Raw genomic sequence first — 14532 nt, forward strand, 5'->3', positions numbered from 1 at the left:
ACTGCGCCGCAAGCAGATGCGCGTGGCACCATGTCGCGCGTGTCTGCCGAATCGCCGCAGGAGGAGACCGAGTACCGGGTCTCGACCCTGGAGCTCTTCTTCGACCTGGTCTTCGTCTTCACCATCACGCAGCTGACCCAGAAGCTGGCCGACGACATGTCGCCGACCGGTTTCGGGCAGGTCCTGCTCATGCTGTTCGTGATCCTCTGGATGTACTTCGGGTACGTCTGGCTCACGAACGCCGTCCCGCCGAACACCACGCTGCGGCGGGTGCTGCTCATGTGCGGCATGGGCGGCTTCCTGATCATCGCGCTGGCGATCCCCTCCGGGTTCGCCGCCGCCGGGCCCGCGTTCGGGATCGGGTACCTGATCGTGAACCTGGTCCACTCCGGGCTCTTCATCTCGGCGGGCGGGCCGGGGTCGGCCGCGGCGATGGCCCGGCTGGCGCCGTTCAACCTCGGCTCGGCGGTCCTGGTGCTGGCGGGCGGGTTCCTGCCGCCCGTGTGGCGGGCCGCCGCCTGGTTCGCGGCCGTGGTGCTCATCGTCATGTCGCCGTACGTGAACCGGCGGCACGGCGAGTTCCGCATCAGGCCGGTGCACTTCGTCGAACGGCACGGGCTCGTCGTCATCATCGCCCTCGGCGAGTCGATCATCGCGATGGGCATCGGGGCGGCGGGCCTGCCGCTCAACTTCCAGCTCGTCGTGGCGGCCCTGCTGGGCCTGACGCTCGCCTACCAGCTCTGGTGGTGCCACTTCGGCCGGGACCAGGACGTCCGGGCCGAGCACAGCCTCGCGGCCATGACGCAGGTCGAACGGTCCCGCGCGGCGCTGTCGGCGTTCGGCTGGGCGCACGTGCCGATCCTGCTGGGCATCATCGTCGTGTGCGTCGGCATCAAGAAGACCATCGGGCACGCCACCGAGCACCTCTACCTCAGCGGCGCGCTGGCGCTGGGCGGGGGAGCGGCCGTCTTCCTGGCCGGGCAGGTGTTCTTCCGCCACCGCATGGGCATCGGCACGGTCCGGTGGCGGGTGATCGCCGGTGTTGTCGCGCTCGCGACCGTCCCGATCGGCCTGTGGCTGGCGATCGCCCAGGTGGCCGCGCTGGTCCTCGTGTTCGGCGCGCTGCTGGCCGTGGAGGGCAGGCTGCGGGCGTGACCGGCACGCCCGCAGCGGGACACGGCGTCAGGCCAGCCAGACGGCCGTGTCGGGCGGCAGCTGGTCGCCGTCCATCGGGCCGGACGACAGCAGCACCTGACCGGGCGGCAGCGGCACGGACGCGCCCGACGTGTTCAGGGCGCAGATCAGCCCGCCGCCCTTGCGGCGGAACGCGAAGCAGCCGGCCGGGGCGCCGTACCACTCGAGCTCCGTGCCGGCGAACGACGCGTTGGACTTCCGGTGCTCCAGCGCCTCGCGGTACAGCGAGAGCATCGAGCCCGGGTCCTCGAGCTGCGCCTCGGCCGTGAGGTGGTCCCACTCGTTCGGCTGCGGCAGCCAGGTGTTCACGGCCGTGGAGAACCCGAACGGCGGGCTCGTGCCCTCCCACGGGATCGGCACGCGGCAACCGTCACGGCCGCGCTCGGTGTGCCCGGAACGCTCCCAGGTCGGGTCCTGCAGGGCCCAGTCCGGCAACTCCACGTTCGGCAGGCCGAGCTCTTCGCCGTTGTAGAGGTAGATGACGCCCGGCAGCGCCAGCTCGACCAGCGTCATCGCGCGGGCCCGCTGCTCACCCACCGCGCCGCCGCCGTAGCGGGTCACGTGGCGGACGACGTCGTGGTTCGACAGCGTCCACGTGGCGGGGGTGCCGGTCAGGGCGACCGCGGCCAGCGAGTGCTCGATCGCCGAACGGACCGCGTCGGCGTCGAAACCCGCCTCGACCAGGCGGAAGTTGAAGCCCAGGTGCAGCTCGTCGGGACGGACGTAGGCGGCGAAGCGCTCGTCGTCCTTCACCCAGATCTCGCCGACGGCCATGGTGCCGGGGTAGCCGTCCATGACCTTGCGGATCATGCGGTGGATCTCGTGCACGCCGTCGTTGTCGAACCGCGGGTCGTGCGCGTCGTCGCTCAGCACGCCGGGGGCCTGCGGGCGGATCTCCATGTCCGGCAGGCCCTCGGGCTTGGCCATGCCGTGCGCCACGTCGATGCGGAAGCCGTCGACGCCGCGGTCGAGCCAGAACCGCAGGGTGCGCTCCAGGTCGGCGCGGACCTCCGGGTGCTCCCAGTTGAGGTCCGGCTGCTCCGGCGCGAACAGGTGCAGGTACCACTGGCCGTCCGGGACGCGGGTCCACGCGGGACCGCCGAAGACCGACGTCCAGTTGTTCGGCGGCTGCGAGCCGTCGAAACCGCGGCCCTCGCGGAAGATGTAGCGGGCGCGCTCCATGCTGCCGGGGCCCGCGTGCAGGGCCTCCTGGAACCACTCGTGCAGGTCGCTCGAGTGGTTCGGCACCAGGTCGACCGTCACCCGGATGTTGTGCTCGTGCGCGTCCGCCACCAGCCGGTCGAACGCGGCCAGGTCGCCGAAGAGCGGGTCCACGTCGCGCGGGTCGGCGACGTCGTAGCCGTGGTCGGCCATCGGCGAGCGGTAGAACGGGGTGAGCCACAGGGCGTCGACCCCGAGCAGTTCCAGGTAGCCGAGGCGGGACCTGATGCCGTCGAGGTCGCCGACGCCGTCGCCGTTGGAGTCGGCGAAGGAGCGCACGTACACCTGGTAGAAGACGGCGTCACGCCACCAGGCGGCCTCTTCGGCGATCTCGGGGCTGAGGTCGGAGGATCGTCGCACGGGGGGTCATCCTGCCATTCGTCTCGCTGCTAAAGGACCCGAACGGGTGATGGTCGGTTACGAGAAGCTGTTCATCAAGCTGTTCGCGGCCATCTCCATGTAGTCCCAGAGCTGCTTGCGGTGAGCCTCGTCCAGGCCGGCTTCGTCGACGGCGATCCTCATGCAGCGCAGCCACGCGTCCCGTTCGACCGGTCCGATCTTGAACGGCACGTGGCGCATCCGCAGCCTCGGATGGCCCCGGTTGTCCGAGTAGGTGTGCGGTCCGCCCCAGTACTGCATGAGGAACAGCCGCAGCCGCTCCTCCGCAGGTCCGAGGTCCTCTTCGGGGTACAGGGGGAGGAGGACCTCGTCGGACTTCACCTCTTTGTAGAAGCGCGCGACGATGCGGTGGAACGTCTCCTCGCCACCGACCTGTTCGAAGAAGCTCACGGGGTTTCCCACACACCCATCCTGACTCACGCGGGCCACCTCGTGCAGGGCGCCCCGGGTGTAGGCCGTGCCATAGGGGTGTGAACTGGCAGGACGCCGGGTGATCATCGTCTCGAATGGGTGTTCCAACTCACCCGGCGCCCGCGTTTGGACCTCACTTGGCGGTGAAGCCGGCCTCTTCCAGCGCGGGCATCAGCTGCGCGCGCAGGTTGCGCTGGACCGCCCACTGGCGGCCGGGGCGTGTCTTCACGGTGACCCGCAGGGTGATGCCGTCGACGGTGAACTTCTCCACGCCGAGGACCTCGGGCTTGGCCGTGATGTCCGTCTTGATCGGCTCCTTCTCGGCCACCTCGGCGGCCGTGCGCTCCAGCACGGCGGTGGCCTCGGCGAGGTTCGCGCCGTAGCTCAGCGGCAGGTCGACGACGGCGACCGCGAAGCCCTGCGACGAGTTGCCGACGCGCAGGATCTCGCCGTTGCGGACGTACCAGACCGTGCCGCCGGTGTCGCGGATCGTGGTGGTGCGCAGGGCGACCGCCTCGACGGTGCCGGTGATGGACGGGCCGAGGTCCACGACGTCGCCCACGCCGTACTGGTCCTCCAGCAGCATGAACATGCCGGACAGGAAGTCCTTCACGAGGTTCTGGGCGCCGAAGCCGATCGCGACGCCCAGGATGCCCGCCGACGTCAGCACGGGCGTGATGTCCAGCCCGACCACGATCATGATCTCCAGGAACGCGATTCCGAAGATCAGGATCGTGACGATGGACTTCAGCACCGAGCCGATCGTGCGGGCGCGCTGCTCGCGGCGCTCGGAGACGAGGTTCCCGAGCGCCTGCGGAGCGCGTTCCCGCAACGGCTTGAGCAGCCCCGGCTTCTTGCCCTCCTTGCCGGGGATGGTGATCCGGTCGATGACCTTGCGGAGCAGAGCCCGGAGGATGAAGGCGGCGATCAGGATCACGACGATCTTGATCGCGCCCGTCAGGATCATCGGGCCGTACTTCTCGAAGAAGCCGACCGCCTGCGCGGTCTTGTTCGAGATGTCGTCCACGGGACTCGTCACGTGGTCGTGCCCTCCTACAACTCCATGCCGGTGGCATTCGCGAGAAACGTCAGTTGGTCCACGGCGAGAGACACCGTCCGGCTCACCGACCGTCCGGCGTGACCGACTTCGGTCTCGCGGCGGATCAGCACCGGGTGCTTGGTCGGATCACTTGACGAAGCGTGCTGCAGCGCCGCGCACATCTTCCTGGCGTGGTTGGGGTCCACACGAGAATCCGACTCGAACACCGTGAACAACACAGAAGGGTACTCAACGTCCGTTACCACTTGGTGATAAGGCGAGTAGGAGAGCAGCCAGCCCAGTTCCTCGGAAACGCTTGCGCTGCCGTACTCGTCGGCCCACAGCCGCCCGAGCAGGAACTTCTCGTAGCGCACCATGTCGAGCAGTGGCGCTGAGCACACCACGGCCGCATACAGCTCGGGGCGCTGGGTCAGCGCGGCGCCCACGAGCAGGCCCCCGTTGGAGCCTCCCATGATCGACAGCTGCTGCGGCGTCGTCCACCCCGTGCGGACCAGGTGCTCCGCCGCGGCGTGGAAGTCGTCGAACACGTTCTGCTTGTTGGCGCGCATGCCGGCGACGTGCCAGTCCTCGCCCTCCTCGTCGCCGCCGCGCAACGACACGTGCACCCACACGCCGCCCGCCTCGACCCACGCCAGCGTGGTCGCGCTGTAGCCGGGGCCGCGGCCGATCGCGAAGCCGCCGTAGCCGGTGAGCAGCGCGGGACGGGGCAGGTCGGGCTTCTGCTCGCCGCTCACGACGAACATCCGGACCGTCGTGCCGTCCTTGGAGGAGTACGCGATCTGCTGCGTCGTCACGGCCGGCAGCTCGACGCGACCCGGTGCGGCCTCGTGCAGCACCGTTTCACCGGTGGCGCGCGAGTACCGGAACACCGACTGGGGCGTCACGAAGTCCGTCCACCCGAACCACACGGTGTCCTGGTCGTGCGGCGTCTGCGAGTCCACGACGGACATCCCGTGCAGCGAGCCCGTGCCGGGCAGCGGGATCTCCCGCTTGTGCGCGCCGGTCGCGGCGTCGTGCAGGTGCAGTTCGGACACCGCGTGCCGGGTGCGCAGGACGACCAGGTCGCCGTCGAGCCAGCGCACGCCGTCGAGCACCGAGTCGGGCTCCTCGGCGATCAGCTCCGTCCACTCGGTGGGGTTCGCGGGGTCGGCGACGCACAGGCGCTGCCGGGGCGCGCCGTGGTTGGTGTGCAGGTAGAGCCTGCCGTCCCTGGCCACGGACGCGGAGCACTGGACGCCCGCCTCGGTGAGGATCACCGGCTTGAGCGCGCCGTCACCGTGCAGGTCCGCGATCCACACGGAGTCGTGCTTCAGCGTGCTGGGCGACCCGCTCACGACGAGCCAGCGGCCGTCGTGCGAGACGGTCACCGAGTAGTAGAAGGTGTGCGCCTGGTCGTCGCCGTGCACGTTGAGGTCGGTCCGCGGGTCCGTGCCGACCCGGTGGCGCCACACGCGGCGGTGGAACAGCTTCTCGTCCTCGGGCAGCAGCGCCGGGTCGAGCTGGCGCACGTAGTAGAACTCCTCGCCGCCGGGCAGCCAGCCGATCGCGGAGTAGCGGCACCGGTCGATGGGACCCTCGACGAGCTCGCCGGTCTCGACGTCGATGACGTGCAGCAGCGAGTGCTCGTTGCCGCCGACGGACACCTGGTAGGCGAGGCGGGTGCCTTCGAGGCTGGGGGACCAGGCGTCCAGAGTGGTCCTGCCGGACGGGTCGAGGGCGCTCACGTCGAGCAGCACGCGTTCGGTGCCGTCGCTCTCGCGCACCAGGACGACGGGGTGGTCCTGCTCGGGGCCGCGGCGGGTGAAGAACGCCCTGCCGGCGCGCCAGGTCGGAGTGGACACCGATCCCGTGCGCATCAGCTCCCGCAGCCGGGCGTCGAGGCGCTCGCGGCCGGGCATCGCGTCCAGCCAGGAGCGCGCGAGCACGTCCTGCGCCTGCGACCACTCCGCGGTGCGGGGGTCTGCCGTGTCCTCGAGCCAGCGGTACGGATCGGCGACGGTGCGCCCGTGGAGCTGCTCGGCGATGTTCAGCCGCTCGGCGATCGGGTAGGTGATCGTCGCAGGCAGTGGAGTGGGAGGGACCTCTGTCACCTTGTCAAGGGTAGCGGTCTCTTGAAAACCATCTTCGATAGGGAGCGGGTTCACCCCAGGTTCGATCACGCATCCGTGACGCGTCACTTATCACACGTGATTTTTTCCTGGTAAGTGTGGTCTCCTAGGGCTGAACCGGTGGAGGTGGTCGCGTGCCAGACCGACAACCGACCCCTGTCGGCGGCTCGCTCCAGGGCGAGATCGCGCCGACGGTCCCCCCATGCCGAAATCAGCCCGAGCTGCGGGCGGTGCCCGACGGGGATCGAGACGGGGGAGGTTCCGGTCCGACGCCGGTGGTTTTCCCCTGGGGCAGACGCAAGGTCCTGCTGCTGAACGCCACTTTCGAGCCGCTCACGGCGTTGTCGCTGCGCCGCGCGGTCGTGCTCGTGGTCTGCGGGAAAGCCGAGGTCGTCCACGGGGACGCCTCCGGGCTGGTGCTGCACTCGTCGAAGTCCGAGGTGCTCGTGCCGTCCGTGATCCGGCTGAGCTCCTACGTGCGCGTGCCTTATCGCGGCCGCGTGCCGATGACCCGTGCCGGGCTCATGCACCGCGACCGGTACCGCTGCGCCTACTGCGGCGGGCGGGCCGAGACGATCGACCACGTCGTGCCGCGCTCGCGTGGCGGACCTCACACCTGGACCAACTGCGTCGCCTGCTGTGCGAAGTGCAACCACCGCAAGGCGGACAAGCTGCTGTCCGAACTGGGCTGGCGGCTGCGCGTCGTTCCGGCGGCGCCGCGGGGCCCGCACTGGCGGTTGCTCGCCGGGGTGGCCGAGGCGGATCCGCAGTGGTTGCCGTACCTGGGTGAACCCGCGGCCTGATCTGCCGCGTCCGGGCGGGTCAGGCCGCGAGGGAGAAGTCGTTCCGGCGTGCCGTGATGCGCACGGAGTCGTCGTGGGCCGTGATGCGGACCGAGTCGTCCGTGGCGGTGATGCGCACCGAGTCGTCCGTGGCGGTGATGCGGACGGAGTCGTCGTGCGCCGTGATGCGCACGGAGTCGTCGGTGGCGGTGATCCGGACGGAGTCGTCCGTGGCGGTGATGCGCACGGAGTCGTCGTGCGCCGTGATGCGCACGGAGTCCTGCTGAGCGGTGATGCGGACCGAGTCGTCGGTGGCCGTGATGCGGACGGAGTCGTCGTGGGCCGTGATGCGGACCGAGTCGTCGTGTGCGGTGATGCGGACGGAATCGTGCGCCGTGATCCTGACCGAATCGCTCTGAGCGGTGATGCGCACCGAGTCGTCGAGGGCCGTGATGCGCACCGAGTCGGCGCACGTGATCCTGACCGAATCGCTCGCCGTGATGCGCACCGAATCGGACGCGGTGATCCGAACGGAGTCGTCCCGCGTGATCCGGACGGAGTCACGCGCGGTGATACGCACCGAATCGTCCTTGTAGCTCGGAAGAGTGAAGGTCACGGCCTGGGCGGGGGTCATCGTGAACATTTTGTGTCCTCCAACTCGTCCGGGGCGGGTGCGCAAGACCCGTATAGGTGAAAAGCTAAGAGGTGGGTGATCCGGGAACAAGACCCCAAACCGGCACCCGTTCGCCTCCGACCGGGTGAGGCCTGACCGGGTGTAACCGCTGCGCCGCACGAGAGCACTCGTTGGCCTTACTGGCCGGTATGGACACGCTCTGTAACGTTCGATCTGATGGAACGTGATGTGGGTCATACCGTGAAAGGCGTGCGGGAACAGGGTTTCCGAGCGCTCACCAGGGCCTGGGCGGTGTCGCTCGTGGGCGACGGCGTGCGGGTCGTCGCGCTGCCGTTGTTCACCGCCGCGAGCACCCGCAGTCCGCTCGCCGTGTCCGCTGTGGCCGTCGCACTCACGTTGCCCTGGTTGCTCGTCGCGCTGCCCGCCGGCGCGCTCGTGGACCGCTGGAGACCCCGGACCGTTGTCCTGGTGGCGCATTCGCTGCGCACCGGGGTGACCGGAGTGCTCGCGCTGGCGGTCCACACCGGACACGCGACGGTCGTCGTCTTGTGCGCCACGGCTTTCGTGCTGACGTCCGCCGAGACGTTCGCGGACTCGGCGTCCCAGGTGCTGCTGGTCGAGCTCGCGGGGCCGGGGGAGCTCGAGGCGGCGAACGGCAGGTTCGTGGCCGTCGAGACGGTCGGCATGGACCTCGCCGGTCCGCTGGCCGCCGCGGCGCTGTTCTGGTGGGACCCGGCGGCCTGCTTCGCCCTCGACGCGCTCTCGTTCGCCGTCGCCGCGGTGCTCGTGTCCCGCGTGCCGGACGTCGCCGCGGAACGCTCCGGAGGTGATCTCCGGGGGCAACTGGCCGAGGGCGCGCGGTTCCTCGTGCGGACTCCTGGGCTGCGGTCACTGGTAGTTGCCGTTGCAATCACAGCTTTCTGCGCCGCCGCGATCAACGCGATGCTGGCGCTCTACTCCATCCAGGTACTCGGCCTCGCCGAACCGGTGGTTCCCGCCCTGGTCGTTTGTATGGCGGCCGGTGCTCTGCTAGGCGCGTGGCTGTCCCCGCGGCTCGCGAGGCGGTGGGGTGCGGGCCGGGTCATGGTCGGGTTCCTGGCCTTGCTCGGCGCCGCGTTCGCGTTGTTCGGGCTCACGCCGTGGCTGGTGGTCGCGGTGATCGCCTGCGTGCTGTTCGGCCTGGCGTCCGCGGGGTGGAACGTGCTGTCCGCGACCCGGCGGCAACGACTCACGCCCGGACCGATGATGGGGCGTGTGACCAGCGCTTACCGGGTGCTCGCCTGGGGCCTCTCGCCGCTGGGCGCGGGCCTCGCCGGACCGTTGGCGCAGGCCACGTCGCTGGGCGCCGTCTACGTCGTGGCGGGCTCGATCGTGGGATTCACCGCGATCTTGCTGGCCCGGCCGCTCGTGCGCGGCTGAGTTCGGCTACCGTACCCGCCGTGACCATCGTGGAGACCGTTCTCGTCTTCGCGCTGATCCCGCTGGCGATCTACGGCGTGATCACGCTGCTGACGGTGAGGCCAAAGGCCACCCGGATTCCCCGGTACAGGCCCGGCCAGGAGTGGGGCTACGCCCCGGTGTGGTGGAGCGCGAACCCGGCTGGGTTGAGCGCGGACCACCACAGCGTCGCCGAGCCCGGTACCGCGGGCTCGACCGCCAAGGGAGGCGCACGTGGCAACTGGTAAGGCGATCGAGGCCGTCGACCCGGCGTCGCTGCCGCTCGGTGCCGTCGTGACGAACAGCGGCCGGGTGTCCGCGGCGAAGATGTACGAGCCGCACGCACCGGAGCTGCCGTTCACGCCGGCCCAGCTCGCGCAGCTGGACGAGGCGCTGACGCTCTCCAGCCGCACCACGGGCCTCGACTTCAGCGTGTACCTGGGCGAGCTCGGCTCGAACGCCCACGAGCGCGCTCAGGAGCTGCACGGCTCCACCGAGCGCCCGTCGCACCACGTCCTCGTGGCCGTGTCGCCGGGTGAGCGCGTCGTCGAGGTCGTGACGGGCGAGGAGTCCCACCGCCGTCTCGCCGACCGCGGCGCCAAGCTCGCGGTGATGAGCATGGTCGCGTCCTTCAAGGAGGGCGACCTCGCGGGCGGCCTCATCTCGGGCCTGCGCATGCTGACCGACCAGGCCGGCAGCACGACCCGTTCCTGATCCCGCTTCTCCCGAACGCCCCCGGTGCCGCACCGGGGGCGTTCGCGCGTTCACGGGCTGACGGCGTTCTGGGCCACCACGAGGTCGGAGATCTTCTCCCAGCCCAGCCCGCGGTACAGGTGCACGCCGTCGGTCGAGGCGAACAGCAGTCCCGTCACCGCGCCCCTGGCCAGAGCCTCGGTGATCAACGCGCCCATCACGACGCTGCCGAGGCCACGCCGCCGGTGCGCCTCCGCGGTCTCGATGCGGTGGGCGACGGCGTCCTCCCCGACGACGGCCATCAGCCCGCTCGCCGCCACCTCGCCGTCCGCCAGCACCCGCACACCGATCACCGCGTCCCCGGTCACCTCCACGACGTAGCCCGCGGGCGGTTCCGGCGCCGGGTGACCCGCCAGCGCGCACCGCATGAACGTCTCGTCCGGCCGTGCCACGACGAGCCCCGCCGCTTCGAGCTCCGCGACCACCTTCTGCGGCGAGTGCGTGGGGACGCTCAGCCAACTCGGTTCGGCGGACGCGGCCACGACCGCGGCCAGCGCGGCGGTCTCCGCGTCGTCCGTCGCGATCCACTCGAACACCCGGTGCGGCCGGTTCACGTGGACGACCAGGTGGCCGTCGCGGTGCTCGGACGTCAGCCCGTCGGCCGCGATCCAGCCGCGGTGCCAGCGCTCCACCAGTTCACCGATCATGTCTCCCCCTCGTGCGCGTCCGGAGTGGACGACTTCAGCTCGACGGTGACGCCGAAGCTCTCCAAGAGTTCCACGACGTCCCGCAGGTAGCCGGGGATGGCGTTCCTGGCCACCTGGGCGTCGTTCCACACCAGGGTGAACCCCGGCCGCACGCCCCAGCCACCGCTGAGGCAGTCCCTGAACGCGTTGTACTCCCGGCCGAAGTACCCGCCGGGCCCCACCAGCGCCTCGCACATCGCGAGGTGCAGGCTCCGGCCGTCGGTGACGTGGCGTCCGTCCAGCGTGTACACACCGCCCACCTCGTCGGTGCCGAACTTCCCGCGCGCCACCAAGGTGAGGTCACCCCACGCCTCGCGGCCGTCGTCGTCGAACGGGACCCAGAGGTTGCGTTCGGCCGGAACGCCGTCGCGCCACAGGTCCCACACCGCACGCGCCGACGGGGCCGGCCGGTCGCGCCACCGCGGCGGGTTCCGGGTGGCGGGCTGGTCGAGCACGACGTCGAAGAGCCCGTCGCCCAGCACGGACGGCGTCACCGACGCGGTGTCGAGGGCGATCGGCACCGCGGCCACGACCCTGCCGTGGCGGTCCAGCGCGTGCAGGCGGGTCCCGTGGTCGTGGAGATGTGAGCGTTGCCGCGCCGGTCGAACGCGTTCGGGGTGTTCGGCGCCGATCAACGTGACGGGCGGCCACTCGTGGCCGTACCAGGGCCGGGGGAAGCCGTCGGCTCCGAGGAACTCACCCAGCTGCTCGTCGTCGCGGAACAGCAGATGACGCGGCACCGGTCCGAACGCGGAACCGGCATCATCGAGCCGCACGGCAGCACTCGCGACGACGTCCACCCGGTCGCCGTCCTGGACGGTGCCGTGGACGACCAGGCCGGTCAGGTCCCACCACTGCACTTCGTCGTCCGTGCAGACCTCGATCGCGAAGTCCCCGGTCAGATCCGCGAAACCGGGCGGGCACCCGCGCAGCACGACCCGCTCACGCGGGACCGGCAGCGGGTCGGTGAACAGCCCGTCCACGTCGACGGCTCGTGTCACGACCTCCACGACCTCGTCGTCGTCCGTCTCGTACCAGTGCACGACCTCGTAGCCGAACAAACGCACCCCCAGCAGACGGGAAGGCCCCGTGCCGCCATCGAAGCGGCACGGGGCCTTCCCCACCAAGCGATTTCAGGAGCGGTCGAACTCCTGCGCGGCCAGTGCGCGCACGATGCCCGCCCTGCCCTCGGACACCAGGCGGCGCAGGGCCGGCGGGTGCTCGTCGGCCAGCCACGCGTCGGCGGCGTCCACAGTGGACTTCGCGATCGACCACGCCGGGAACATGCCCACGACCATCGACTGCGCGCGTTCGGAGGAGCGGCGGTCCCACACGCCCTTGACGTCGGCGAAGTAACGCTCGACGTATGGCGCGAGCAGCTCCTTCTGGCCGGGGTGGGAGATGCCCGCGATGATCGCCTCGCTGACCGCGTTGGGCAGCTCGTCGTCGTTCACGGCGCGGTCCCAGGCCTCGTCCTTGGCCTCCTTGGTCGGGCGCAGCGCGCGCGTCGACTGGGCGCGGCGGTGGCCGGTGGAGGTCGGGTCGCGCTCCTCCTCGGCCGTGATCTCCGCCAGGTCGGCCTTGCCGTGCGCGACGAGCGCCTGCAGCAGGCGCCAGCGCAGGTCGGTGTCGACGTCGAGGCCTTCGAGGACCGCGGATCCGTCGTACCAGCCGCGCAGGACCTCGACGGTGGCGTCGTCGAGCACCGACGAGGCCAGCGCGTTCACGAACGCCAGCTGGTGGTCGGAACCCGGCTCGGCCGCCTGGGCCAGTTCGAGGGCCTTCGCCACGAACCGGCGCCAGCCCTCCGCGCGCCACGAGCTGTCCGCGTAGGACGACAGCGAGGTCTGCGCCTGCAGCAGAAGGCGTTGCACCACACCGACCTCGGACTCCGAGCCCAGGCCGCCGAGGACCAGGTTCACGAAGTCGCGGGCCTTGAGCTCGGCCTCGCGGGTCATCTCCCACGCTGCCGACCAGCACAGCGTGCGCGGCAGCGGTTCGGCGATGTCCGAGATGTGGTCGATGAGCCCGGCCAGCGAGTCGGGGTCGAGGCGCATCGTGCAGTACGTCAGGTCGTCGTCGTTGACCAGCACGATCTTGCCGCGGTGCACGCCGACGAGCTCGGGGACCTCGGTGCGGTCGCCCGTCACGTCCAGCTCGTGGCGGTGCGTGCGGACGAGCTTGCCGGAGCCGTCGTCGTCGTAGACGCCGATCGCGATGCGGTGCGTGCGCAGCTCACCGGCGCCCGGACGCGCGCCGCCCTGCAGCACGGCGAACTCGGTGAACTTGCCGTCGGCGTCCACGGTGAACTTGGGGCGCAACAGGTTCAGGCCCGTCGTCTCCAGCCACTGCGCGCTCCACCACGACAGGTCGCGGCCGGACGCCTCCTCGAGCGCGCCCAGCAGGTCCGCGAGGGTCGCGTTGCCCCAGGCGTGCTTGGCGAAGTAGACCCGCAGGCCCGCCAGGAAGTTCTCCAGCCCGACGTACGCGACGAGCTGCTTGAGCACCGAGGCGCCCTTGGCGTACGTGATGCCGTCGAAGTTGACCTCGACCGCCTGCACGTCGGAGATGTCCGCGGCGACCGGGTGGGTCGAGGGCAGCTGGTCCTGCCGGTACGCCCACGACTTCTCGATCTTCGCGAACGTCGTCCAGGCCTGGCGGTACTCGGTGGCCTCGGCCTGCGCGAGCACGGACGCCCAGGTGGCGAAAGACTCGTTCAGCCACAGGTCGTCCCACCAGCGCATGGTCACCAGGTCACCGAACCACATGTGCGCCATCTCGTGCAGCACGGTCTCGGCGCGGCGCTCGTAGAGGTAGCGCGTGACGCGGCTGCGGAAGACGTAGTCCTCGAGGAACGTGACGCAGCCCGCGTTCTCCATCGCGCCCGCGTTGAACTCCGGCACGAAGCACTGGTCGTACTTGCCGAACGGGTACTGCACCCCGAACGCCTTGTGGAAGAACCCGAAGCCCTGCTTGGTCTCCGTGAACAGCCGCTCGTGGTCCATGTGCGGGGCGAGCGAGGCGCGGCAGTAGATGCCGAGCGGGATCCTGAAGTCGCCCTCGACGAACTCGTCGCGCCACTCGGCGTACGGGCCGGCGACCAGGGCCACGATGTAGGTCGACATCGGCTTGGTGGTCGCGAACGTGTGAACGGCCGAGCCGCCCTCACCGTCCTCGGTGGCGGTGATCTCGCCGTTCGAGATGACCTTCCAGTCGTGCGGTGCCGTCACCTTCATGGAGTAGACGGACTTGAGATCGGGCTGGTCGAAGCACGCGAACATGCGCTTGGCGTCCGCGGTCTCGAACTGCGAGTACAGGTACACGCCGCCGTCGACCGGGTCGACGAACCGGTGCAGGCCCTCGCCGGTGTTCATGTACCGGCAGTCGGCCTCGATCGTGAGCTGGTTGGTCTCCGCGAGGTCCGGCAGCCTGATGCCGTCCTCCTCGCGGTAGTCGGAGACGTCGATCTCGCTCCCGTTGAGCACAGCGCGGTGCACGGTCGCCGCCACGATGTCGATCCACGAGGAAGCACCCGGAGTCCGGCTGCGGAACACCACGGTGGTGGTGGAGCGGAACGTGTCCGTACCCGGCTTTCCGCCGCCGTCGGTCAGGTCCAGCTCGATCCGGTAGGACTCCACTTCCAGCAGCTCAGCACGGTCCTGAGCCTGGTCGCGGGTGAGGTTGGGCGCGGCCACTGGTCACCTCGTCTGCCACGCGTTTGGTTACGCGCTGACGTCGTCGGGAATGGTTATGACTCCCGCATCCAATCACGGAACCGGCGTACGGGAAGAGATGACAGGGTGATCTGGTTGGGCTGATGGGGCGATAACCGCACCCGACGCGACAG

General features: G+C 70.1%; 13 protein-coding genes. 5 read left to right on the forward strand and 8 right to left on the reverse strand.

Annotation, left to right across the window (positions count from 1 at the left end; genetic code table 11):
* Window positions 1-39: 39 nt before the first annotated feature.
* Window positions 40-1155, forward strand: a complete 1116-nt coding sequence (locus BMY74_RS31790; RefSeq protein ID WP_218159805.1) for a low temperature requirement protein A — start codon at window positions 40-42, stop codon at window positions 1153-1155.
* Window positions 1156-1182: 27 nt separating this feature from the next.
* Here BMY74_RS31790 and BMY74_RS31795 read toward each other — a convergent pair whose 3' ends face one another.
* The 4 genes from BMY74_RS31795 to BMY74_RS31810 form a co-directional block, all read right to left on the reverse strand.
* The gene (locus BMY74_RS31795) at window positions 1183-2775 is read right to left on the reverse strand and encodes a glycoside hydrolase family 13 protein (RefSeq protein WP_089922183.1); all 1593 of its coding nucleotides are present in this window, start codon (window positions 2773-2775) and stop codon (window positions 1183-1185) included.
* Window positions 2776-2832: 57 nt separating this feature from the next.
* Window positions 2833-3216, reverse strand: a complete 384-nt coding sequence (locus tag BMY74_RS31800; RefSeq protein WP_245786471.1) for a globin — start codon at window positions 3214-3216, stop codon at window positions 2833-2835.
* A 142-nt stretch (window positions 3217-3358) separates the two neighbouring features.
* Entirely contained in the window at window positions 3359-4192 is an 834-nt protein-coding gene (locus BMY74_RS31805) for a mechanosensitive ion channel family protein (protein WP_089922271.1), read from the reverse strand.
* Window positions 4193-4278: 86 nt separating this feature from the next.
* Window positions 4279-6375, reverse strand: coding sequence for a prolyl oligopeptidase family serine peptidase (locus tag BMY74_RS31810; protein WP_218159806.1), 2097 nt, complete (start codon window positions 6373-6375; stop codon window positions 4279-4281).
* Between the two features lie 152 nt (window positions 6376-6527).
* Here BMY74_RS31810 and BMY74_RS31815 point away from each other — a divergent pair, with 152 nt between their 5' ends.
* Window positions 6528-7196, forward strand: a complete 669-nt coding sequence (locus BMY74_RS31815; RefSeq protein ID WP_177230012.1) for an HNH endonuclease — start codon at window positions 6528-6530, stop codon at window positions 7194-7196.
* Window positions 7197-7215: 19 nt separating this feature from the next.
* On the opposite strand, the gene BMY74_RS31820 is transcribed toward BMY74_RS31815, so the two are convergent.
* Window positions 7216-7818, reverse strand: a complete 603-nt coding sequence (locus BMY74_RS31820) for a DUF2345 domain-containing protein (RefSeq protein WP_177230013.1) — start codon at window positions 7816-7818, stop codon at window positions 7216-7218.
* A 240-nt stretch (window positions 7819-8058) separates the two neighbouring features.
* Between BMY74_RS31820 and BMY74_RS31825 the strand changes: the two genes are divergently transcribed.
* The 3 genes from BMY74_RS31825 to BMY74_RS31835 are packed head-to-tail and all read left to right on the forward strand — an operon-like array spanning window position 8059 to window position 9960.
* A complete protein-coding gene (locus tag BMY74_RS31825) occupies window positions 8059-9228 on the forward strand; it encodes an MFS transporter (RefSeq protein ID WP_177230014.1) in 1170 nt (389 codons plus the stop codon).
* A 20-nt stretch (window positions 9229-9248) separates the two neighbouring features.
* Entirely contained in the window at window positions 9249-9494 is a 246-nt protein-coding gene (ctaJ, locus tag BMY74_RS31830) for an aa3-type cytochrome oxidase subunit CtaJ (RefSeq protein ID WP_089922188.1), read from the forward strand.
* Window positions 9481-9960 (forward strand): DUF5130 family protein, encoded by a 480-nt coding sequence (locus BMY74_RS31835; protein WP_089922189.1) that lies wholly within the window; start codon window positions 9481-9483, stop codon window positions 9958-9960. The genes ctaJ and BMY74_RS31835 overlap by 14 nt, the downstream gene beginning before the upstream one ends.
* 50 nt (window positions 9961-10010) lie before the next feature.
* On the opposite strand, the gene BMY74_RS45810 is transcribed toward BMY74_RS31835, so the two are convergent.
* The 3 genes from BMY74_RS45810 to pepN are packed head-to-tail and all read right to left on the reverse strand — an operon-like array spanning window position 10011 to window position 14380.
* The gene (locus BMY74_RS45810; RefSeq protein ID WP_218159807.1) at window positions 10011-10646 is read right to left on the reverse strand and encodes a GNAT family N-acetyltransferase; all 636 of its coding nucleotides are present in this window, start codon (window positions 10644-10646) and stop codon (window positions 10011-10013) included.
* On the reverse strand, window positions 10643-11809 hold the full coding sequence (locus tag BMY74_RS31845) for a barstar family protein (protein ID WP_177230015.1): 1167 nt from the start codon (window positions 11807-11809) through the stop codon (window positions 10643-10645). The genes BMY74_RS45810 and BMY74_RS31845 overlap by 4 nt, the downstream gene beginning before the upstream one ends.
* Window positions 11810-11818: 9 nt before the next feature.
* Complete coding sequence (gene pepN / locus BMY74_RS31850) at window positions 11819-14380, reverse strand: aminopeptidase N (protein WP_089922191.1); 2562 nt, start codon at window positions 14378-14380, stop codon at window positions 11819-11821.
* Window positions 14381-14532: the final 152 nt, after the last annotated feature.

Origin of the sequence: Lentzea albida (genome assembly GCF_900111005.1) — a bacterium.
Classification (GTDB): Bacteria; Actinomycetota; Actinomycetes; order Mycobacteriales; family Pseudonocardiaceae; genus Lentzea; species Lentzea albida.

Bases quoted from the DNA above. Each gene is read 5' to 3' on its own strand.
- BMY74_RS31805 (WP_089922271.1), bottom strand. From the start codon at position 4,192: ATGATCCTGACGGGCGCGATCAAGATCGTCGTGATCCTGATCGCCGCC.
- BMY74_RS45810 (WP_218159807.1), bottom strand. From the start codon at position 10,646: ATGATCGGTGAACTGGTGGAGCGCTGGCACCGCGGCTGGATCGCGGCC.
- BMY74_RS31820 (WP_177230013.1), bottom strand. From the start codon at position 7,818: ATGTTCACGATGACCCCCGCCCAGGCCGTGACCTTCACTCTTCCGAGC.